19 protein-coding genes are annotated in these 21,423 nt (G+C 60.5%); 9 read left to right on the top strand and 10 right to left on the bottom strand.

The genetic code is table 11. The annotated features are described in order from the left end of the window. Positions 1-4: 4 nt before the first annotated feature. The 3 genes from ACCD02_RS02145 to ACCD02_RS02135 all read right to left on the bottom strand — a co-directional run bounded on the left by ACCD02_RS02145 (position 5) and on the right by ACCD02_RS02135 (position 4,877). Complete coding sequence (locus ACCD02_RS02145) at positions 5-2,290, bottom strand: ABC transporter permease subunit (protein WP_413298285.1); 2,286 nt, start codon at positions 2,288-2,290, stop codon at positions 5-7. A gap of 174 nt (positions 2,291-2,464) precedes the next feature. Further along, positions 2,465-3,436 carry a phosphate ABC transporter substrate-binding protein PstS family protein gene (locus tag ACCD02_RS02140; protein ID WP_413298284.1) on the bottom strand — a complete coding sequence of 324 codons (972 nt, stop codon included), beginning with the start codon at positions 3,434-3,436 and terminating at the stop codon, positions 2,465-2,467. A 154-nt stretch (positions 3,437-3,590) separates the two neighbouring features. Beyond that, positions 3,591-4,877, bottom strand: coding sequence for an MFS transporter (locus ACCD02_RS02135; protein WP_413298328.1), 1,287 nt, complete (start codon positions 4,875-4,877; stop codon positions 3,591-3,593). Between the two features lie 480 nt (positions 4,878-5,357). Here ACCD02_RS02135 and ACCD02_RS02130 point away from each other — a divergent pair, with 480 nt between their 5' ends. Continuing rightward, complete coding sequence (locus ACCD02_RS02130) at positions 5,358-5,759, top strand: acyl-CoA thioesterase (RefSeq protein WP_259100899.1); 402 nt, start codon at positions 5,358-5,360, stop codon at positions 5,757-5,759. An 18-nt stretch (positions 5,760-5,777) separates the two neighbouring features. Continuing rightward, positions 5,778-6,686: a D-hexose-6-phosphate mutarotase gene (locus tag ACCD02_RS02125; protein ID WP_413298283.1), complete on the top strand. Its 909-nt coding sequence runs from the start codon at positions 5,778-5,780 to the stop codon at positions 6,684-6,686. 10 nt (positions 6,687-6,696) lie between these two features. Here the strand turns inward: ACCD02_RS02125 and ACCD02_RS02120 are convergent, their stop codons facing one another. From ACCD02_RS02120 to ACCD02_RS02095, 6 genes are all read right to left on the bottom strand, one after another. Further along, on the bottom strand, positions 6,697-7,230 hold the full coding sequence (locus ACCD02_RS02120; protein WP_413298282.1) for a DUF3299 domain-containing protein: 534 nt from the start codon (positions 7,228-7,230) through the stop codon (positions 6,697-6,699). Between the two features lie 85 nt (positions 7,231-7,315). Continuing rightward, positions 7,316-7,561 carry a GlsB/YeaQ/YmgE family stress response membrane protein gene (locus ACCD02_RS02115; RefSeq protein ID WP_413298281.1) on the bottom strand — a complete coding sequence of 82 codons (246 nt, stop codon included), beginning with the start codon at positions 7,559-7,561 and terminating at the stop codon, positions 7,316-7,318. A 212-nt stretch (positions 7,562-7,773) separates the two neighbouring features. Continuing rightward, a complete protein-coding gene (locus ACCD02_RS02110; RefSeq protein ID WP_413298280.1) occupies positions 7,774-8,856 on the bottom strand; it encodes a 5-(carboxyamino)imidazole ribonucleotide synthase in 1,083 nt (360 codons plus the stop codon). A 9-nt stretch (positions 8,857-8,865) separates the two neighbouring features. Continuing rightward, on the bottom strand, positions 8,866-9,357 hold the full coding sequence (gene purE / locus ACCD02_RS02105) for a 5-(carboxyamino)imidazole ribonucleotide mutase (protein WP_413298279.1): 492 nt from the start codon (positions 9,355-9,357) through the stop codon (positions 8,866-8,868). A 213-nt stretch (positions 9,358-9,570) separates the two neighbouring features. Next, positions 9,571-10,128 (bottom strand): M12 family metallo-peptidase, encoded by a 558-nt coding sequence (locus ACCD02_RS02100; protein WP_413298278.1) that lies wholly within the window; start codon positions 10,126-10,128, stop codon positions 9,571-9,573. A 166-nt stretch (positions 10,129-10,294) separates the two neighbouring features. Beyond that, on the bottom strand, positions 10,295-11,197 hold the full coding sequence (locus tag ACCD02_RS02095; RefSeq protein WP_413298277.1) for a LysR substrate-binding domain-containing protein: 903 nt from the start codon (positions 11,195-11,197) through the stop codon (positions 10,295-10,297). A 323-nt stretch (positions 11,198-11,520) separates the two neighbouring features. Between ACCD02_RS02095 and ACCD02_RS02090 the strand changes: the two genes are divergently transcribed. Further along, positions 11,521-12,945 (top strand): aspartate ammonia-lyase, encoded by a 1,425-nt coding sequence (locus ACCD02_RS02090; protein WP_413298276.1) that lies wholly within the window; start codon positions 11,521-11,523, stop codon positions 12,943-12,945. A gap of 229 nt (positions 12,946-13,174) precedes the next feature. Here ACCD02_RS02090 and ACCD02_RS02085 read toward each other — a convergent pair whose 3' ends face one another. Continuing rightward, the gene (locus tag ACCD02_RS02085) at positions 13,175-13,987 is read right to left on the bottom strand and encodes a helix-turn-helix domain-containing protein (protein ID WP_413298275.1); all 813 of its coding nucleotides are present in this window, start codon (positions 13,985-13,987) and stop codon (positions 13,175-13,177) included. Between the two features lie 189 nt (positions 13,988-14,176). On the opposite strand from ACCD02_RS02085, the gene ACCD02_RS02080 reads away from it, so the two are divergent. From ACCD02_RS02080 to ACCD02_RS02055, 6 genes are all read left to right on the top strand, one after another. Next, positions 14,177-15,634 carry an alanine/glycine:cation symporter family protein gene (locus ACCD02_RS02080; protein ID WP_413298274.1) on the top strand — a complete coding sequence of 486 codons (1,458 nt, stop codon included), beginning with the start codon at positions 14,177-14,179 and terminating at the stop codon, positions 15,632-15,634. Then, a complete protein-coding gene (locus ACCD02_RS02075; protein ID WP_413298273.1) occupies positions 15,609-16,358 on the top strand; it encodes an aspartate/glutamate racemase family protein in 750 nt (249 codons plus the stop codon). Before ACCD02_RS02080 ends, ACCD02_RS02075 begins: the two co-directional genes overlap by 26 nt. 116 nt (positions 16,359-16,474) lie before the next feature. Continuing rightward, positions 16,475-17,470, top strand: coding sequence for an asparaginase (locus tag ACCD02_RS02070; protein WP_413298272.1), 996 nt, complete (start codon positions 16,475-16,477; stop codon positions 17,468-17,470). A 179-nt stretch (positions 17,471-17,649) separates the two neighbouring features. Next, the gene (locus ACCD02_RS02065) at positions 17,650-18,642 is read left to right on the top strand and encodes an AraC family transcriptional regulator (protein WP_413298271.1); all 993 of its coding nucleotides are present in this window, start codon (positions 17,650-17,652) and stop codon (positions 18,640-18,642) included. 144 nt (positions 18,643-18,786) lie between these two features. Then, the gene (locus tag ACCD02_RS02060) at positions 18,787-19,818 is read left to right on the top strand and encodes a histone deacetylase family protein (RefSeq protein WP_413298270.1); all 1,032 of its coding nucleotides are present in this window, start codon (positions 18,787-18,789) and stop codon (positions 19,816-19,818) included. A gap of 27 nt (positions 19,819-19,845) precedes the next feature. Next, a complete protein-coding gene (locus ACCD02_RS02055; protein ID WP_413298269.1) occupies positions 19,846-20,946 on the top strand; it encodes a polyamine ABC transporter substrate-binding protein in 1,101 nt (366 codons plus the stop codon). The last annotated feature ends 477 nt before the right edge of the window (positions 20,947-21,423 follow it).

Here is a 21,423-nt window from a genome sequence, read left to right as displayed (position 1 = left end):
GGCCTTAAAGAGACGAGTATTTTTTGCGCAGGCGCTGACGAATCAGCTCTGCCAGGGTGTTCATCACAAAGGTGAAGACCAGCAACACCAGTGCAGCCAGGAACAGCACGCGATAGTGGCTGCCACCCACTTCCGACTCCGGCATTTCCACGGCGACGTTGGCGGCCAGAGTACGCATGCCTTCGAACAGGTTCATATCCATGATCGGCGTGTTGCCCGTGGCCATGAGCACAATCATGGTTTCGCCAACGGCACGCCCCATACCGATCATCAGCGCCGAAAAGATGCCGGGGCTGGCGGTCAGGATCACCACCCGGGTCAAGGTCTGCCAGGGCGTGGCGCCAAGCGCCAGCGAGCCCAGGGTCAGGCCGCGCGGCACGCTGAAAATAGCGTCTTCGGCAATCGAATAGATATTCGGGATCACCGCAAAACCCATGGCCAGGCCCACTACCAGCGCGTTGCGCTGGTCATAGGTAATCTTCAGGTCATCGGTGATCCACTGGCGCATGTCGCCGCCAAAGAACCAGTTCTCCAGATGCGAACTCATGCCCAGCGACGCCCAGCCCACCAGCAGCACGACCGGGATCAGGATCGCGCTCTCCCAGCCATCGGGCACACGCAGGCGAATGGAATCCGGCAAGCGGCTCCAGGCAAAACCCGCCAGCAGAATGCCCAGAGGGGTAAACAGCAGCAGGCTGAAGACACCCGGCAGGTGAGCTTCCAGGTAAGGCGCCAGAAACAGACCGGCAAAGAAGCCGAGAATGACCGTAGGCATGGCCTCCATCAACTCGATCACCGGCTTGACCTTGCGGCGCATCCCGGGCGCCATGAAGTAAGCGGTGTAGATCGCAGCGGCAATCGCCAGGGGGGCGGCAAGGATCATGGCGTAAAACGCGGCCTTCAACGTGCCGTAGGTCAGCGGCGCCAGGCTCAGCTTGGGTTCGAAATCACTGTTGGAAGCGGTGGACTGCCAAACGTACTGCGGCGAATCGTAGTTCTCGTACCAGACCTTGCCCCACAACGCGCTCCAGGACACTTCCGGATGCGGATTCTTCAGTGTCATCGGCTGCAGCTTGCCGGCGGCTTCGAGGATAACCCGGTCCGCGCGCGGCGACATGGCCAGCACGCCAGCACCGTTCGCGACCTGCTCAGTCAACAGGGTGCGGTGAGCGGTGCTGTGGAACACCCCCAGGGCACCGGTCACGTCCAGGGCAATAAAGCCTTTGCGTCGCTGCTCGGCGCTAATCTGCGCGATCGGTGTCGTGCCCAGCTGGAAGTCGCGAATATGCATCAGGCGCTGTTCACCGTCGGTATCACGGGCCATGAACCATTGCGCCAGACCACCCCGTGAGTTGCCGAGCAACAGGGAAACGCCGCCGACCAGTTGGGCGCTGGCGGTAATTTCAGTATTGGCATCCTCGACCAGCTTGTAACGGCCATTGAGCGTACGGTCGCGCAGATTGAAGACGTCCGCCTGGGCGCGCCCATTGATCACGTACAGCCATTGCTGGCGCGGATCGATATAGACGGCTTTGACAACGGCCGAGACTTGCGGCAATTCGATGCTGACCTGTTGGATCGCCGTATCGCCGGTCAGCAGGTTTTCCTTCTGTTCCAGGGCCAGCACATGCAGCTGCGACCCGGTGGTCCCCGCCAGCAGCAAGGAATTCACCCCCGCGTTGAGGCTGATGTGCTCAACCGGCCGGCCTTCGTCATCCAGCGCTATCGGCGCGATACCATAGGGCCAGGCAATGGTCGGCGTGATGGTTTTCTTGTTGTCCGGGTAGGAAATGGGATAAGTGTGCCTGAGCACCAGTACCTGACCATTGGACAACCCCAGCGCGACCAGCGCCGAACCTGGCTGATCCTGGGCGATGGAGCTGACGTAAGTGCCTGCGGGCAACGGCAGGCTGATGCGCTTGAGCAGCGCGCCATCATCCAGATTGAAGAAGACTACCTCACCCTTGTCGGAGATACGCATGGCCACCTGATTCTGCTCCTCAAGGGAGAGCATCAGCGGTTTGCCACTGTCCTGTAACCAGCCAGGGGTGAGCTCGTTGGCGCTGCTCAGCGTGGCGCCCTGAAACAGCGGTGCTACCACATAGGCCAGGTAAAAGAAGATCAGGGTAATTGCGGCGAGCACGGCGAGGCCACCGATGGCGACATACCAACGGGTCAGGCGATCTTTCAAGGCACGAACACGACGCTTGCGTTTTAGCTCCGGAGTATTGAAGTCGATGCGCTGCGGTGACGAATCCTGAGTCATTGTGGAGTTGGCCAGCTCATTCATCCGCACACCTTAGAGATTACATGTGACAAAAACATTACGGAGTAATGACGCAAAAAAACCCGTCGCCCAATGATTACGGCAACGGAACGAACGAATGACATCTGTGCGACCCGCTTCAGTCGGAAAACCGCCTTCCCGGCGCAAGCCGGCCCCACATGACTCATACCTCTACAGCTACAACCCCAGATCAGCCAGCGCCTTGCTGACGACCTTGGCCGGCAGGGGAATATAACCGTCTTTAGTCACCACTTCCTGGCCTTGGCGCGACAACACCAGCTTGACGAACTCAGCCTCCAGTGGTGCCAGAGGCTTGTTCGGCGCCTTGTTCACGTAGAGATAAAGGAAACGTGCCAGTGGATAGGTGCCATTGAGCGCGTTGACCTCGTTGTCCTCGACATACTCGCCGCCTTCCTGTCGGGCAAGAGGCACCGTGCGCACGCTGGAAGTCTTGTAGCCAATCCCCGAATAACCGATACCGTTGAGTGAACTGCTGATCGAGCTCACCACTGAGGCCGACCCCGGCTGTTCATTGACGTTGGCCTTGAAGTCACCCTTGCACAGCGCCTCTTCCTTGAAATAGCCGTAAGTGCCTGATACCGAATTGCGTCCGAACAACTGCACCGGCTTGATGGCCAAGGCACCGGTCACGCCCAGGTCGCCCCAGGTCTTGACCTCATTCCTGGCACCGCACAGGCGGGTCGCGGAAAAAATCGCGTCCACCTGGCGCATGGTCAGGCCCTTGATGGGGTTGTCCTTGTGCACGAAGATCGCCAGGGCATCCACTGCTACCGGAATCGCCGTCGGCTTGTAACCGTGTTTCTGTTCGAATGCCGACAACTCGCCGTCTTTCATCTTGCGGCTCATCGGCCCAAGGTTGGCGGTACCTTCGGTCAAGGCCGGTGGGGCGGTGGAAGAACCGGCCGCCTGGACCTGAATGTTGACGCTCGGATATTCCTTTTTATAGGCCTCGGCCCACAGCGTCATGAGATTGGCGAGCGTATCCGAACCAACACTGGACAGATTGCCTGACACACCCGGCTTTTTTACGTAGGACGCAATGGCAGGGTCGACGACAGCAACCGCGTTGGTGGCGATAACCCCGGCGATGCTGAAAGCCAGTGCGGTTATCAAACTCTTGAGTGTCATGCCAATCTCCTGGCAACAAAAATGAATAGTCCGGTGCTCGGTCTTGGTTTGCCGGATGAACACTCTATGAATAGTTTGTGACAGTTAAATGAAAGGCCATCCAACGACCGGCGCTGGACAGCCCTTTTTTGCAGCCAGAGTGAAACGCGATGTTTCAGCGGCGCTCTTTTGCCAGCAGATACAGGCCGATTCCTACGCCCAGACCGCACAGTATGGCCACATACCAGGCCGGTCCCATGGGGCTGGTCTTGAGCATCAGCGTGACCACCATCGGCGTCAGGCCGCCGAAAATCGCATAGGCCAGGTTGTAGGAGAACGACAGCCCGGTGAAGCGCACCTTCGGCGGGAACGCTTTGACCATCACGTAAGGTACCGCCCCGATGGTGCCGACAAACAGGCCGGTCAGGGCATACAGCGGGAACAGCAGGTCAGGGCTGGCCGCGACCGTGTGATAGAAAGTCCACGAGCTTAGCAACAGCCCCAGGCCGCCGAACAGGAACACCCGTCCAGCGCCAAAGCGGTCAGCCAGGGCACCGGCACCGATGCAACCCAGGCTCAGGAACACGATCGCCAGGCTGTTGGCCTTGAGGGCAGTGGCCGCCGAGAAGCCATACACAGGCGTCTGCAGCAGTGTCGGGGTCATCAGGATCACCACCACCACGCCTGCCGAGAGCAGCCAGGTCAGCAGCATCGAGATTACCACCGCACCACGATGGTCACGCAGCACGGCCTTGAGCGGTACCTCTTCGGCCAGTTGCTTGCGCAATTGCAGCTCAGCGAAGACCGGGGTCTCGTGCAACCAGCGGCGCAGGTAAACCGACAGCAGACCAAAGACACCGCCGAGCAGGAAAGGGATCCGCCAGGCGTAGTCCGATACTTCCACCGGGCTATACAGGCTGTTGATCAGGGTCGCAACCAACGAACCGAGGAGGATCCCTGCCGTCAGGCCACTGGTCAGGGTGCCGCAGGCGTAGCCGATATGCCGCGCCGGAACGTGTTCGGAGACGAACACCCAGGCGCCCGGCACTTCACCACCGATGGCCGCGCCCTGGATGATGCGCATCAACAGCAGCAACATCGGAGCCCACAGGCCGATCTGCGCGTAGGTCGGCAGCAAGCCCATTATCAACGTCGGCACGGCCATGAGGAAAATGCTCAGGGTGAACATTTTCTTGCGGCCCAGCAGGTCGCCGAAGTGCGCCATGACAATGCCACCCAACGGACGGGCCAGGTAACCGGCGGCAAAGATGCCGAAGGTCTGCATCATGCGCAGCCACTCGGGCATATCCACCGGGAAGAACAGCTTGCCGACCACCGCCGCGAAGAACACGAAAATGATGAAGTCGTAGAACTCAAGGGCACCGCCCAGCGCGGACAGCGACAGCGTCTTGTAGTCATTACGGGTCAATGGGCGCGACTGCTGCGCGTTACTTGAAGGCACGGAAGACATGAAAATGGTTTCTCTGTGAGGCACTTTTGAGTTTGCTGGCCATCAGCAGCGTCGGGGATAACCGAACGGTTTGCGGGCAAGATTATTTCGGCCAATGGGTATATCGGCACCAAAATTGCGTACAAAAGAAGCGCTGTAGCCTTGAACAGGTCCGGCACGATAGCAAATTGTTTCAAAAAGCACACAGCCATAAGCGGCCGACGGGCCGAAAACCATACCCGACAGTCGTCCTGTGACGTCTCGCCCGATATACTCGGCAACCGCCGGGCTAGACAGGGTTGGGTGAAAACGTAGCGAATCCTGTTTCCGCAGAAGCTGTGCCAAGGCCACTTCCAGAGCCGTCTTGGCAGAGTTTCTCCCTTAAGCGCGGCCATCAGTAGTGAACGCATCAGGTTCACATGAATCGTATTGACTGGCGCCTTTCAACCGCAGCAAGAACACCAAGAGTCATGGGTCAGAGGCACCCTAGGCATGATCGAGCTAGAACAAGAAGATCCCATCCCGCAAGGCGACCTTGCCCTGCAAATCACCGCATTGCCCCGTGAAACCAATGGTTTCGGCGACATCTTCGGCGGCTGGCTGGTATCCCAGATGGACCTGGCTGGCACCGCAATGGCCAGCCGCGTCGCCGGCGGCCGCGTGGCGACCGTCGCGATTGACCGCATGGCCTTTCTGGTCCCGGTCGCAGTAGGCGCACAACTGTCCTTCTATACCCAGACCCTGGAAATCGGCCGCAGCTCGATCCAGATGATGGTCGAAGTCTGGAGCGACGACCCCCTGTCCAGCGAATGGCGCAAAGTGACCGAAGCGGTCTTCGTCTTCGTCGCCATCGATGGCAGCGGTCGTACACGCTCGGTCCCGGCACGTCGATAAAGAAAGAGAGAAGGTTACATGTCCATAGCCCAACCTGAAGTCGAATCCATCCAGCTGGGTGAACTGAACGCCTGGAGAATCCGCCATGACGGTGCGGAGCTGGTGATTGCCCAACAGGGCGCGCACATCGTCAGCTACAAGCGCGACGGCCACGAGCCGTTGATCTGGTCCAATCCCTCGGCCGTATTCAAGCAAGGCAAGGCCATTCGTGGCGGCATGCCGGTGTGCTGGCCCTGGTTCGGCAACCTTGAGCGCAACCCGGACAGCGTCCAGGCCATGCGCCAGAGCGCCGAGCCGGCCAAGGCACACGGCGAAGTGCGCGCGCTGAACTGGGAATTGATGGGCATGGGCCTGGACGGCGACGCCCTGCTGATCGACTTCATTCAGCCCCAGGCCGAAGGCAAATTGCCGGGCTGGCCGCATAATGTTGCGTTGAAGCTGAGCATCCGTATGGATCACGCGCTGAACGTCAGCCTGGTCAGCTATAACGCGGGCGACGCAGCCGTGACCTTGAGTCAGGCGCTGCACACGTACTTCGCAGTGAGCGATGTGCATCAGATCAGCGTCGAAGGCCTCGACGGCCTCGATTACCTCGACACCCTGCAAAGCTGGGAAGAAGAACGCCAGCAGTCCGGCGCCCTGACCTTCAGCGGCGAAACCGACCGTATTTACCTCGACACGCCGGAGCACCTGGCGATCAATGATCCGGTCTGGAACCGGCGTATCTTCATCCGCGCCAGCGGCTCGCAATCGGCGGTGATCTGGAACCCCTGGATCGCCAAGACCGCAACTTTCAGCGATATGGCAGCCGACGGTTGGCAAGGCATGGTCTGCATCGAGACGGCCAACGTTCTCGAAGACGTAGCCGTCATTGAGCCGGGCGCCATGCAGGTCATGGGCGTGAGTATCTGGTCCGAGCCGTTATAACCGGCTTCGCTTAAAGGTCCGCTTCGGTAACGACGCGGACCTTGCCCGCATCCAGTGCGTATGCCGCATCGGCCAGGTCATTACTGACTTTCTCGACCTTCAGCGTGCCGACCACCCACAGCGGCGTGTAGATATCGTCCAGCTTCAAGCCCTTTGGATAACGCACCAGCACCATCTGATTGGGCGGCGGTGGCGGGACATGAATGCAGGCGCCAGGGTAAGGCACGAGAAAGAACAGCGTGCTGCGGCCCTTGGCATCGGTCTCCAGCGGCACCGGATAGCCGCCCAGACGAATATTCCTGCCGTCCATTGCCGCCACGGTCTTGGTCGAATACATCACCGCAGGCAGGCCCTTGGCCTGTTTCAGGCCACCCTTGCTGTCAAAGCGACCCTGCGCCTCGGGCGAGTTGTGGTCGATTTCGGGCATGGCTTCGAGGGCTTTCTGGTCCGACTTGGGCATCAGTTCCAGCCAGTCGGTTTCCGGAAGTTCGGCATGCACCAGCCCGGACACCAGTAACAGGGAAATAAAGAAAAGACGACGCATGAGGGGGCTCGGCAAAGGGGAGTTGAAATTGCCGGCTATCTTAGCGCCCTGCGTGGGTCCACGCAGAGCGCAAGATGAGGGGAAATCAGTTCTTTTTGATCATGCCATAGATGACCAGCAGAACGATCGCGCCGACCAGCGCACCGAGGAAGCCTGCGCCCTGCCCTGCCTGATAGATACCCAGCGCCTGGCCGCCATAAGTGGCCGCCAGCGAACCGCCGATGCCCAGCAGAATGGTCATGATCCAGCCCATACTGTCATCGCCCGGTTTCAGGAACCGCGCCAGCAGGCCAACGATCAAGCCAATGAAAATGGTTCCGATGATACCCATGCGATGTTCCTCTGAATAAAGTGATCAAGCTGAAGCCTGGTCAGCCAATGGCTGCACGCTATCAGAGAGCTTTGAGAGCGCAATGGTTCAATATTGGGCCCTATAAGACCGACTTTGTGAACACCCTGTGGGACCGGCTTCAGCCGGGAAGACGCGTTCCCGGCTCAAGCCGGTCCCACAGGTATCTACACAAGGCCGACTTATAGTCTCGATCAACCCCTGATCAAAGCCTCGACCAGCTTGACCTGACGATCCAGGGTCGCGCGATCGGCGCTGCGTACGGTGGCATGACCGACCTTGCGGCCAACCTTGAACGCCTTGCCGTAGTGATGCAGATGGCAATCGTCGATGGCAATGACCTGCTCGACCGCAGGCACTTCACCGATGAAGTTGAGCATCGCGCTCTCGCCGACCTTGGCCGTCGAACCCAATGGCAGGCCCGCTACCGCCCGCAGGTGGTTTTCGAACTGGCTGCACTCGGCGCCCTCGGTGGTCCAGTGCCCGGAGTTGTGCACACGCGGGGCGATTTCGTTGGCCTTGAGGCCGCCATCGACTTCGAAGAACTCGAATGCCAGCACGCCGACGTAATCGAGCTTGTGCAGTACACGTCCAACATAGTCTTCGGCCAGGCCCTGCAACGGGTGATCAGTGCTGGCGATGGACAGGCGCAGGATGCCGTTGTCGTGGGTGTTGTGCACCAACGGATAGAAACGGGTCTCCCCATCACGGGCACGTACCGCGATCAGCGACACCTCACCCGTGAATGGTACGAAGCCTTCAAGCAGGCAAGGCACGCTGCCCAGCTCGGCGAAGGTACCGACCACATCAGCGGCAGTACGCAGGACCTTCTGGCCCTTGCCGTCATAACCGAGAGTGCGGGTTTTCAGTACCGCAGGCAGACCGATGCGGGCGACCGCAGCGTCCAGGTCGGCCTGGGACTGGATATCGGCGAACTCGGGGGTGGGAATGCCCAGGTCCTTGAACATGCTCTTCTCGAACCAGCGGTCACGGGCAATGCGCAACGCCTCGGCGCTCGGGTAGACCGGCACGAACTGCGACAGGAAGGCGACCGTTTCGGCTGGAACGCTTTCGAACTCGAAGGTCACCAGGTCAACTTCATCGGCCAATTGGCGCAGATGATCCTGATCGCCGTAATCGGCACGCAGATGCTCACCCAGGGTCGCGGCACAAGCGTCCGGCGCGGGGTCGAGAAAAGCGAAATTCATCCCCAGCGGCGTACCTGCCAGGGCCAACATGCGACCCAACTGGCCGCCACCGATTACACCGATCTTCATGGAAAAACCTCAGGCGTCGCGCGGGTCTGGATTGTCCAGGACGTTGTCTGTCTGCTCAGTGCGGAATTTCTTCAGCGCTGCGTGGAATTGCGGGTGCTTGGCGCCCAGGATGCTGGCCGACAGCAGCGCGGCGTTGATCGCGCCAGCCTTGCCGATGGCGAGGGTGGCAACCGGAATACCGGCAGGCATCTGCACGATGGACAGCAGCGAATCGACACCGGACAGCATCGACGACTGCACTGGCACGCCCAGCACTGGCAGATGGGTCTTGGCCGCGCACATGCCCGGCAGGTGAGCTGCACCACCGGCACCGGCGATGATCACCTCGATCCCGCGTTCCTCGGCCTGTTCGGCGTACTGGAACAGCAGGTCCGGCGTACGGTGGGCCGAAACCACTTTGACTTCGTACGGAATGCCGAGCTTTTCCAGCATATCGGCGGTGTGGCTAAGGGTGGACCAATCGGACTTGGAGCCCATGATCACGCCAACCAGTGCGCTCATCGTCGTGCCTCTCATCGGGCGCCCGCAGGCGCATCAAAAAACAAACAAGCCACGCGGGAGGACCGGCGTGGCTTGCTGTACGAATAATGACCGGTCGGACCGGCCAAAGGCCGCGCAGTATACCGTAAAGCGGCGCGAAGACAGCCCCCTTGGCGACCATTAGTCAGCGGGAAACGTCAGCATCCGTTCGAGCCCGCTGAGCCGGCAACGATCTCAGTCTACCGCTCCCAGAAAGGCAGCAATATTCTGGCGGTTCTTGAGGCTGTACTGGTAACAATTTGCCCGGCCAGCATTGCGATCCGGGTAGACATAAGTTTCACAGACAAGTCCGAACGAGTTGTACTGCAACTCGGCATCCTCATGGGTCGCACCGAAGCTATGGCCCAGTTCATGGGCGATGACCTGGTAGGAATACAGGGAAGCAATCACCGCGTAATGCCCCATGTAGGTCACCCCCAGGACCGACTCGTTCAGCTTGTCGCCGGTAATCAGCAAATAACGATGGGTCCTGTCCAATGACAAGCCGTGCTGCCCGGCAAACGCCTTGACGCGACGGCTCCAGTCTTTCAGCGCAATGCCTTCATGGCCCTTGTAATCAATATCAGTCATCCCCGGCACGGAACCCGGATATTCAACGATGAACTCGCGGTCGGCGATTTTCTCCAGTTCAAGAACACAGCCTTGCAGGTAATTGCGCGGCACGATCCGACGTATCCCGGCATCGACATCATCGTGATAAAACACATACAACTTCACAGGCTTCCTTGCCATGTGGGTATCCTTATAGAGTTTTGAACCTGCGCGCCCGCTACCATGGCAGGCCGCTCGAATCAAAAACTACAGGGCTGCCGAGGTAAAAACATCCAGACCGCAGCACCCGGAAACGTAGTCCTCTCCATTTGAATATGTAGGAAACCACGCACCTTCTTCACTGCGATCAGAGGTCGCCGGCCTGCTCCAACTTGCGCCACAGCAGACGCACATTGGCCTTGCGCACCAGCGCACAGCGGTACAGTCGGATCTCCAGCGGCACATGCCACTGCAACCCGCCGCAGACCACCAGCTCGCCGCGAGCCAGTTCCGCGGAAATACTCAGCCGCGGCACCCACGCTATACCCAATCCTTCCAGCGCCATGCCTTTGAGGCTGTCGGCCATGGCGGTCTCATAGACAGTGGTAAAACGCAGATTGCGTTGGCGCAGCAACAGGTTCACCGAACGACCGAGAAAGGCTCCGGCGCTATAAGCCAGCAACGGCACGCTGGCATCGCTTTCCAGATCAAACAGCGGCCGACCATCGGCGTGCGCCGCACAGACAGGCAGCATTTCGGTGTGGCCCAGGTGCAGCGACGGGAAAATCTCGCTGTCCATCTGCAAGGCGGCATCCGGATCGTAGAACGCCAGCATCAGGTCGCAGCCACCCTCACGCAGAGCATGCACCGCTTCGCCGACGTTGGTGGCCACCAGGCGCGTGGCGATATTCAGGCCGTCGTTGCGCAGCTGGGCGATCCAGCGCGGAAAGAAGCCCAACGCCAGGGAATGCGCCGCCGCCACCTGGATGACTTCCCCCTGGCCGCCTTCCAGATGATGCAAATGCCTGAGCACTTCGCCCAGCTGTTCGACCACCGTGCGCGCGGTCACCAGAAACAGCTGGCCTGCCGCCGTCAGCTCGACGGGCGTGCGCGAGCGATTGACCAGGGTCAGCCCAAGCGCTGCTTCCAGACTGCGAATGCGTCGGCTGAAAGCTGGCTGGGTAACAAAACGCCGCTCCGCCGCCTGGGAAAAGCTGCGAGTGGCGGCCAGAGCGCTGAAGTCCTCCAGCCATTTGCTTTCCAGATTCATGGTGTCCTCGATACTCACCTTGTAGGTACGAACCCTGTGGGAGCGAATTCATTCGCGAAGGGGCCAGCAATGTCGAAATCATTGGCACCTGACACACCGCTTTCGCGAATGAATTCGCTCCCACAGTCCGATCCCAATAGAAAGAATGAAGTGTCAGGTTTGTTACGGTACCTGCATACGCCCGTCACAACCAGATCGTCACAGCTACATTATGCCGTTGCGGCATAGGGCAGCGTTTAACAGCATTGGTCAATATTACTCGCAAAGCCCAGTATCAGCAGCGTTCCGACACTTTCCGTGTCCATTCTGAGATTATCTCTATCATGTCCTCGCCTGCATCATCGCGCATCGAAAAAGACCTGCTCGGTGTTCTCGAAGTACCTTCCAATGCGTATTACGGTATCCAGACCCTGCGCGCAGTGAATAACTTCCACCTTTCCGGCGTGCCGATCTCGCACTACCCGAAACTGGTCGTGGCCCTGGCCATGGTCAAGCAGGCGGCGGCTGACGCAAACCATCAGTTGGGTCACCTCAACGCGACCAAGCACGCAGCCATCAGCGAAGCCTGTGCCCGCGTGATCCGTGGCGACTTCCACGAGCAGTTCGTCGTCGACATGATTCAGGGCGGCGCCGGTACGTCGACCAACATGAACGCCAACGAAGTGATCGCCAACATCGCCCTGGAAGCCATGGGCCTGGAAAAAGGCGATTACAAACAGCTGCACCCGAACAACGACGTGAACATGGCGCAGTCCACCAACGACGCCTACCCGACTGCGATCCGCCTGGGCCTGCTGCTCGGCCACGACGCTCTGCTGGCCAGCCTGGACAGCCTGATCCAGGCGTTCTCGGCCAAAAGCCTGGAATTCAACCATGTCCTGAAAATGGGTCGTACCCAGCTGCAGGACGCCGTGCCGATGACCCTCGGCCAGGAATTCCACGCCTTCGCCACGACGCTCAACGAAGACCTCAACCGCCTGCGCAGCCTGGCGCCTGAGCTGCTGACCGAAGTCAACCTGGGCGGCACCGCCATCGGTACCGGCATCAACGCCGACCCTGGTTATCAGAAACTGGCGGTGGATCGCCTGGCGATCATCAGCGGCCAGCCACTGGTTCCGGCCGCCGACCTGATCGAAGCCACGTCCGACATGGGCGCCTTCGTGCTGTTCTCCGGGATGCTCAAGCGTACTGCGGTCAAGCTGTCGAAGATCTGCAACGACCTGCGCCTGCTGTCCAGCGGCCCACGCACCGGCATCAATGAAATCAACCTGCCAGCGCGTCAGCCCGGCAGCTCGATCATGCCCGGCAAGGTCAACCCGGTGATCCCGGAAGCGGTCAACCAGGTGGCGTTCGAAATCATCGGCAACGACCTGGCCCTGACCATGGCGGCCGAGGGCGGCCAGTTGCAGTTGAACGTGATGGAGCCGCTGATCGCCTACAAGATCTTCGACTCGATCCGCCTGCTGCAACGCGCCATGGACATGCTGCGCGAACACTGCATCGTCGGCATCACTGCCAACGAAGATCGCTGCCGCGAGTTGGTCGAACACTCCATCGGCCTGGTCACAGCGCTGAACCCTTACATCGGCTATGAAAACGCCACCCGTATCGCCCGCATCGCCCTGGAAAGTGGCCGGGGCGTGCTGGAACTGGTACGCGAGGAAGGCCTGCTGGACGATGCCATGCTCGCCGACATTCTGCGTCCGGAAAACATGATCGCCCCGCGTCTGGTGCCCCTCAAGGCCTGACCGACGCAGCAAAAGACTCACCAGGCTGAGGGACTAGACACCTCTCACCTCTTTGAGGGCCAGGAGCGCATGCTTCCGGCCCTTTTTTTATCAAGAAATCGTCGCAAAACCCGTAGGAGCCGGCTTGCTGGCGATTGCGGCCTTACACACGAAGAATGTGCCGCCTGACCCAATGCCATCGCCAGCAAGCCGGCTCCTACAAAAGCCCATTCCAATTCAGATGACCGGTTCAGGCGATCTGGAACAACCCATCAACCATCTGGGTCTGAGCCAACCGCGCGCGCAGATCATCGTCGAGCTCCGGATCATCGGGCAGGTAGAGGCGCACCTTGCGATAGGCGCTGACGCGGTTGATCTGGGTCCCGAGAAATTCCCAGACCACCCGGGAACAGGCGGGCGCGCGGTGGTCGGCAGAGGACACGCCGATTTTCAGGCCATTGAGCCGGGTAATGCGGCTTTTGTAGCTGGGGATCAAAACGGTCTGACAGATTTCATTGGAGGTCAGCGATTCGTAATCGACGAAAAACAACCGGTTTTGCAGGTAATAGGCCACGCCCAGGTAACGATAGCGCTCGTAGTCCTCACCGCGAGCGGCGCGGGTTTGCAGACGTTCGGTGCGCTCATAGGTATAGTGCCCGCCCTCTTCGCGCAGGTGGACCAGCGAACACAGGATATGACCGGGCATCGACATCGAGTGGTAGTACTCGTGGTAGTAGCCCACATGCACCTGTAACTCGTTGGAAGAGCGTTGGCGCAGGTGCTCGAGCATCTGCTGCGGCGCACTCATCTCTGCGGTATCGCTGCTCGGCTTGGCCTTGGCCCCGATCAAGCGGGCGAACTGCTCGGCCGGCAGGCCGATCTCGTACTCCTCTACTCCAAAGAAGTCGCAGATGCGCTTGAGGTTATAGGGCGTCGGCAGGCTTTGCCCGCTGAGGTATTTGTTGAACTGGGCGCGGTTGATACCCAGTTGGCGACAGACCTCGGCAATGGAGCGGTAATGACGACACAGCAACTGCAAATTGGCGGGGAAGTATTCACGCATGGCACAGCTCGTCGGAATGGCGCTAGAAGACGCGAAGATAGCATCAACACGCATCACTTTCACTCAACCTGCGAAATTGCTCTGCTCGCGGCGATAGCCAACCATTTGCACCCTGGAAAACGGGGTCGTGGCGCAACGTCTCGAACCGTTCACATTCGCCCAAAAAAGAAAAACAGCGAGGAATCATCCATGCTCGAAGTCATCAACGACTTCCTCTCCGGAAAAGTACTGATCGTGCTCATCGTCGGGCTCGGCAGCTACTTCACCATCCGCTCGCGCTTCGTACAATTGCGCCACTTCTTCCACATGTTCGCGGTGTTCCGTGACAGCCTGCGCAGCAGCTCCGGCCAGCTCAGTTCGTTCCAGGCCCTGATGCTCAGCCTTGCCGGCCGCGTCGGTGCGGGCAACATTGCCGGTGTCGGCATCGCCGTGACCCTGGGCGGCCCTGGCGCCGTGTTCTGGATGTGGGTGACCGCACTGGTCGGCATGTCCAGCAGCTTCTTCGAATGTTCCCTGGGCCAGCTGTACAAGCGCTGCGACTCCGAAGGGCAATACCGTGGCGGCCCGTCCTACTACATTCAGCATGGCCTGGGCCATCGCGGCTGGGGCATGGTCATGGCGGTCCTGCTGCTGGTGACCTTCGGCTTCGCCTTCAACGGCCTGCAATCCCATGCCGTGACCCACTCGCTGAACAATGCCTTCGGCATCGACGCCACCTACAGCGGCATCGGCCTGGCCGTACTGCTGGGCCTGGTGTTCATCGGCGGCATCAAGCGCATTGCCGCGGTCGCCGACCTGCTGGTCCCGGTCAAGACCCTGATCTACATCGCCGTGACCATCTACGTGATCGTCCTGCAGTTCGACCATGTACCGGCCATGCTGGCGACCATCGTCAAGAGCGCCTTCGGCCTTGACCAGGCGTTCGGCGGCCTGATCGGCAGCGCCATCGTCATGGGCGTCAAGCGCGGCGTATTCGCCAACGAAGCGGGCCTGGGCAGTGCGCCCAACGTGGCCGCCGTCGCCCAGGTCGAGCATCCGGTTGCCCAGGGCGTGGTCCAGGCGTTCAGCGTATTCCTCGATACCTTCGTGATCTGCACCTGTACTGCCCTGCTGATCCTGCTGTCGGGCTTCTACACCCCGGGTTTCGAAGGCGACGGCATTGCCCTGACCCAGAACTCCCTGGCCGCCGTGGTCGGTGAATGGGGCCGGATGTTCATCAGCGTGGCCCTGGCCCTGTTCGTGTTCACCTCGATCCTCTACAACTACTACCTGGGCGAAAACAGCCTGCGCTTTATCCTCGGTGAAAACCGCAAGGCGCTGATCGGTTACCGCGCACTGGTCCTGGCCCTGATCCTCTGGGGTGCGGTCGAGAACCTGAGCACCGTGTTCGCCTTCGCCGACATCACCATGACCCTGCTGGCGTTCGTCAACCTGATCGCCCTGGCGTTGCTGTTCAAGGTCGGCATGCGCATCCTGCGTGACTACGACGACCAGCGCAAAGCCGGGATCAAGACGCCAGTGTTCGACTCCAGCAAGTTCGCCGACCTGGATATCGACCCCAAAGCCTGGCCAGCCAACCCGAGCGCGCCTGCCCCGACCACTCAGACCGAGTCGCAGCCTCATGGCGCCGCGCAAACCCAACGCTGAGTCCACTGACCTGAGCCGTTGCGACTATGTCGCACGGCCCCGGCTGGGCATCATCACCGGCTCCGGCCCCGAAGCCGGGATGGATATGTGGGCCAAGCTGCTGCAAGAGAATCGCCGGCGCCTCGGTCCGGCGTTTCGCGGCGACATCGACGCCCCGGCGCTAAGCATCGTTTCAGACCCTGAACTGGGTCTGTCGATGGAGCTGGAAAAAACCGCCGAGACTGTCTGGCGTGCCCTGCGCGCCGACATCCTTGCGCTGAACGGCCAGGTCGCCGCATTCAGCATCGCCTGCAACACCCTCAACCTGTTTGCCGGACGCATCCGCGAATTGCCGCTGCGCAGCGAGTTCATCTCCTTCCGCGATGTGCTGCACGACTACCTGCAACGCAATGGCGTAGAGCGCGCCTGCCTGCTCGGTGCCCGCCCGGTGGCGGAACTGGGCCAGTGGTCGCCGTACAGCGATTTGCGCGAGGTGGTCGAGTTTGAGCCGGTTGCTCAGGGCGAGGCATTGCATCAGCTGATCTACGACATCAAGGCATTCGGCGCAGCCGATCCCGGCGTACGCTCGCGTTTTGCCGAACTGCTGGCCTCCATCGAATCCGCTACAGTGCTGCTGGCCTGTACGGAACTGCCGCTGGTGGCCGATATCGTGACCGACAAGACGCTGGTGGATGTCACCCAATTGGTGGCTGAGGCGATGTTGGATCGTTGCGTCCCCCTTTGAATTGAAGTGATCCCTGTAGGAGCTGCCGAAGGCTGCGATTGGCGTTATCCGAGACACCGCTATCGCAGCCTTCGGCAGCTCCTGCAGGGGTAAATAGCCGCTGAGGAGAACCACCCATGAACCCAGTCACACCCGCCCGCCAGGTCATGGTGCTCTACACCGGCGGCACCATCGGCATGCAAGCCAGTGCCAATGGTCTGGCCCCGGCCTCGGGTTTCGAGGCGCGCATGGCCGAGCAACTGGCGGCGCAGCCTGATCTGATCGTGCCGCAGTGGCGCTTCCGCGAAATGGCGCCACTGATCGACAGCGCCAACATGACCCCCACCTACTGGCAGCGCCTGCGTGAAGCGGTGATCGAAGCTGTGGATGCAGGCTGCGATGCCGTACTGATCCTGCATGGCACCGACACCCTGGCCTACAGCGCGGCGGCCATGAGCTTCCAGTTGCTGGGCCTGAGCGCGCCGGTACTGTTCACCGGCTCCATGCTGCCTGCCGGTGTCGCGGACAGCGATGCCTGGGAAAACGTCAACGGCTCGCTGTTGGCCCTGAGCAAAGGCCTGGCCTCGGGTGTTCACCTGTATTTCCACGGCGAACTGCTGGCACCGACCCGTTGCGCGAAAATCCGCAGCTTCGGCCGCCACCCCTTCGCCGCGCTGCAACGCTCGCGCAATGGCCAGCCGGTCAATGCCCGCCCGGCAGCGCTGGACTATCGCCAACCCAAGAGCCTGGCCAGCGTCGGCGTGCTGCCACTGGTGCCCGGCATCGCTGCGGCACAGGTCGATGGCCTGATCGATAGCGGCATTGAGGCGCTGATCCTGGAGTGCTTCGGCAGCGGCACCGGCCCCAGCGACAACCCGGACTTCCTCGCCAGTCTCAAGCGCGCGCAGGACAAAGGGCTGGTGGTGGTCGCTATCACCCAATGCCATGAAGGCGGCGTCGAACTGGACGTCTACGAAGCCGGCAGCCGCCTGCGTGGCGTCGGCGTGCTGTCGGGCGGCGGCATGACCCGCGAAGCGGCGTTCGGCAAACTGCATGCGCTGTTGGGAGCGGGCTTGCCGACTGAGGAAGTGCGGCGCCTGGTTGAGCTGGATCTGTGTGGCGAGCTGCGCTGAATTCAGAGGGCGCCTCAATTGTGGGACCGGCTTTAGCCGGGAAGACGCAAGCATGACCAATACATTTCCAGCGTCTGCCCTATAGCCTTCCCGGTTAAAGCCGGTCCCACAGAGACCATCATCTTCTGCGGCACAAGACTTGCTCCCCTATATCCGGCCAATCGCGCCGGATGACCTGCATGCTGCACTCCCACCTGACTACCCTCAATGCCGTGTCGCTGGTTCTGGAAACCTTCGCCGCCGAGGGCCTGCCCCGCGAAGCCCTGCTTGAGGGCAGCGGCATCAGCCTGGCCGAGCTGGATCGGGCCGATATCCGTATCGCCACCCACCAGGAAATGCAGGTCTGCGCCAATGCCGTGGCCCTGCGCCGCGAAATTGGTCTGGAACTGGGACGGCGCATGCATGTGTCGTCCTACGGGATTCTCGGTTACGCCTTGCTGACCAGTGCCACTTTCGGTGACGCCCTGCGCCTGGCCCTGGCCTATCCGGCGTTGCTCGGCACCCTGTTCGAGCTGTGCCTGATCGAAGACGGCGACAAGATCTGGCTCAGTGCCAGTGACTACCGTGACAACGAAGCCCTGACCGCCTTCAACAGCGAACTGTGCATGACCTCGCTGAAAGTCATCTGCGACGACCTGCTCGGCCATGCCCTGCCGCTGCTCGGTGCGCGCTTCGCCTACCCGGCACCCGACTACCGGCAGCGCTACGCCGATAGCTTTCCCTGCCCCGTGCAGTTCGAACAGGCCGATAACGCCTTTGCCTTTTCCCGCCAATGGCTCGACCAGCCCCTGCCCCTGGCCGACCGCATCACCCATCGCGATATGCACGAGCGCTGCCGCCGCCAGAACATTGAGTTCACCGGGCGTCAGGCCTGGCTAGGGCGCATCCGTCAGTTGATCGCCAGCCAACTGCACTCGGCCCCCGGTCTTGGCGCGCTTGCCAAGCAAATGAATTGCTCCGAACGCACCCTGCGCAGGCATCTGCAGGCCAATGGCAGCAGCTATCAGGAACTGCTCGACGAGCTGCGGTTCGAACGCGCCAAACAGTTGCTGCAAGAAGACCAACTGCCCATCTACCGCATCGCCGAGGAACTGGGCTTCAGCGAGACCGCCAGCTTCCGTCACGCCTTCAGTCGCTGGAGCGGCGTGGCGCCGAGTCAGTTCAGGCCCTGAAACGGGGCACTGATGCCTCATTAAGAGGCGATATGCGGCCAGTCTTTATGGCCGAATAAATCCCCTTTTGGCCGTTCCCGTCGTTCCCGCCAGCCTCCCTGCGCGCCAAAAATGGAACACCGACAGCCAAGAGGAAAACAACAAATGCTGACGATCTATTCAGACGATCATCGCCTGCACCATGGCCGCTGCGAGCTGATCGACGGGCAATTGAAGCCCTGCTTCGAGATGCCGTCCCGCGCCGACCACGTGCTGGAGCGGGTCAAGGCGCGTCATCTCGGCCCGGTACTGGCGCCTGATGACTTCGGCCTGGCCCCGGTCCAACGGGTGCACAGCGCCGACTACCTGGAATTCTTCAAGGGTGCATGGCAACGCTGGGCCGCCATGGGCAGCGAGGGCGATCTGCTGCCCTTCACCTGGCCCGCCCGCACCCTGCGCTCGGTCAAACCCACCAGCTTGCACGGCGAGTTCGGTTACTACAGCTTCGACGCCGGCGCTCCCATCACCGCAGGCACCTGGCAGGCCGCCTATAGCGCAGCGCAAGTGGCCCTGACCGCACAGAACGCCATTCAGCAGGACGGCCTTTCCAGCGCTTTCGCCCTGTGCCGTCCGCCGGGCCATCACGCGGCTGGCGATTTGATGGGCGGCTACTGCTACTTGAATAACATCGCCATCGCCGCCCAGGCATTCCTCGATCAAGGTCGTAAAAAAGTGGCGATCCTCGACGTTGATTATCACCACGGCAACGGTACGCAATCGATCTTCTACGAACGCAGCGACGTGCTGTTCACCTCGATCCACGGCGACCCGGCCATCGAATTCCCGTTCTTCCTCGGCTATGCCGACGAACTCGGTGAAGGTCCGGGCGCGGGCTACAACTTCAACTACCCATTGCCTGCGGGCAGTGACTGGGCCGCCTGGAGCCAGGCGCTGGAACAGGCCTGCGCGCAGATCGAGGCCTACGACCCGGACGTCGTGCTGGTTTCCCTGGGTGTCGACACATTCAGGGACGACCCCATCTCCCAGTTCAAACTGGACAGCCCCGACTACCTGAGCATGGGCGCACGCATTGCCCGGCTCGGCAAACCGACGCTGTTCGTGATGGAAGGCGGCTATGCCGTCGAGGAAATCGGCATCAATGCCGTGAATGTGCTGGAAGGCTTCGAAACCGTCTGATCCGACCTTATTACAAGAGCGAACACGATGAATCCATTCAAGCGTCTTATGGCTCCCGTACTCTGCGCCTCGCTGTTCTGTGCCGCGACCCAGGCCGATGAACAGCGCACGTTGCGCGTCTACAACTGGTTCGACTACATCACCCCGCAAACCCTGGTGGACTTCAAGCAAGACGCCAAGGTCAACCTGATCTACGACATCTTCGACACCAACGAGGCCCTGGAAGCCAAGCTGCTGACCGGCAACTCCGGCTATGACGTCGTAGTGCCGTCCAACGTGTTCCTGGCCAAGCAGATCGAAGCCGGGGTGTTCCAGCCCCTGGACCGCAGCAAGCTGAGCAACTACTCGCACCTGGACCCCAAGCTGATGAAGCTGTTGGAGGCCAACGATCCGGGCAACAAATACGCCGTGCCCTACATGTATGGCACCATCTTGATCGGCTTCAACCCGGACAAGGTCAAGGCCGTGCTGGGTGACAAGGCGCCGGTGGACAGTTGGGACCTGATCTTCAAGGAAGAGAACATCAGCAAGCTCAAGCAGTGCGGCGTCGCCCTGCTCGACTCGCCGTCGGAAATCATGCCGCTGGCCTTACAGCACCTGGGCCTGCCGCCCAACAGCACCAAGCCGGCGGACTACGCCAAGGCCGAAGCGCTGATGCTCAAGATCCGGCCGTACATCAGCTACTTCCACTCGTCCAAGTACATGGCCGATATCGCCAACGGCGACATCTGCGTGGCCGTCGGTTACTCCGGCAGCTTCTCCCAGGCCGCCAACCGCGCCAAGGAAGCCAAGAATGGCGTAGTGGTGGACATGCGCCTGCCCAAGGAAGGCGCGCCGATCTGGTTCGACATGCTCGCCATCCCCAAAGGCGCCAAGAACACCGAAGACGCCCACGCTTTTATCAACTACCTGCTGCAACCCAAGGTGATCGCGCCGATCAGTGACTTTGTCGGCTACCCGAACCCGAACAAGGACGCCACCGACCTGGTCGACCCGGCAATCCGTAGCAACCCCAACCTGTACCCGACCGAAGAGGCGATGAAAACCCTCTACACCCTGCAACCCCTGCCCCACGACGCCGAGCGCGCACGGACACGGGCGTGGACCAAGATCAAGTCGGGGACCTGATCCCAAGGGATGCGTTTGTAGAATGGCGGTATGCGGGAGCGAACCTGTGGGAGATTCTATGTTTGCTGTAAAGCCAGAGCAGCCCCTTCGCGAATGAATCCGCACAGATCCGACGATATGCACGCACTACTGTGGGAGCGAATTCATTCGCGAAAGCTTTATTTCAGATGCCGCCAATGTGTTGGATGTTCTGGCCTCTTCGCGGATGAATCCGCTCCCACAATATCTACACCTCATTAGAACCGATGGCGATGCAAATGCCTGAATCGGCATGGTAAATCGCTGGCCGCAACACCTAACGCAGACAGAGCCAATTCATTCGCGAAGCTTTATTTCGGACGCCGCCAATGTGTTGGATGTACTGGCCCCTTCAAGTCTAAACATACAAGCGGATTAATCCGCGAAGGAGCTGCTCTGGCTTTACAGCAAAAATTCACTCCCCGCTTCATTCGGCTCTACCACCGTATCGATATTTAC

Origin of the sequence: Pseudomonas sp. Pseusp88 (assembly GCF_047303955.1) — a bacterium.
Lineage (GTDB): Bacteria > Pseudomonadota > Gammaproteobacteria > Pseudomonadales > Pseudomonadaceae > Aquipseudomonas.
This window is presented reverse-complemented; position numbering and strand designations above follow the sequence as displayed.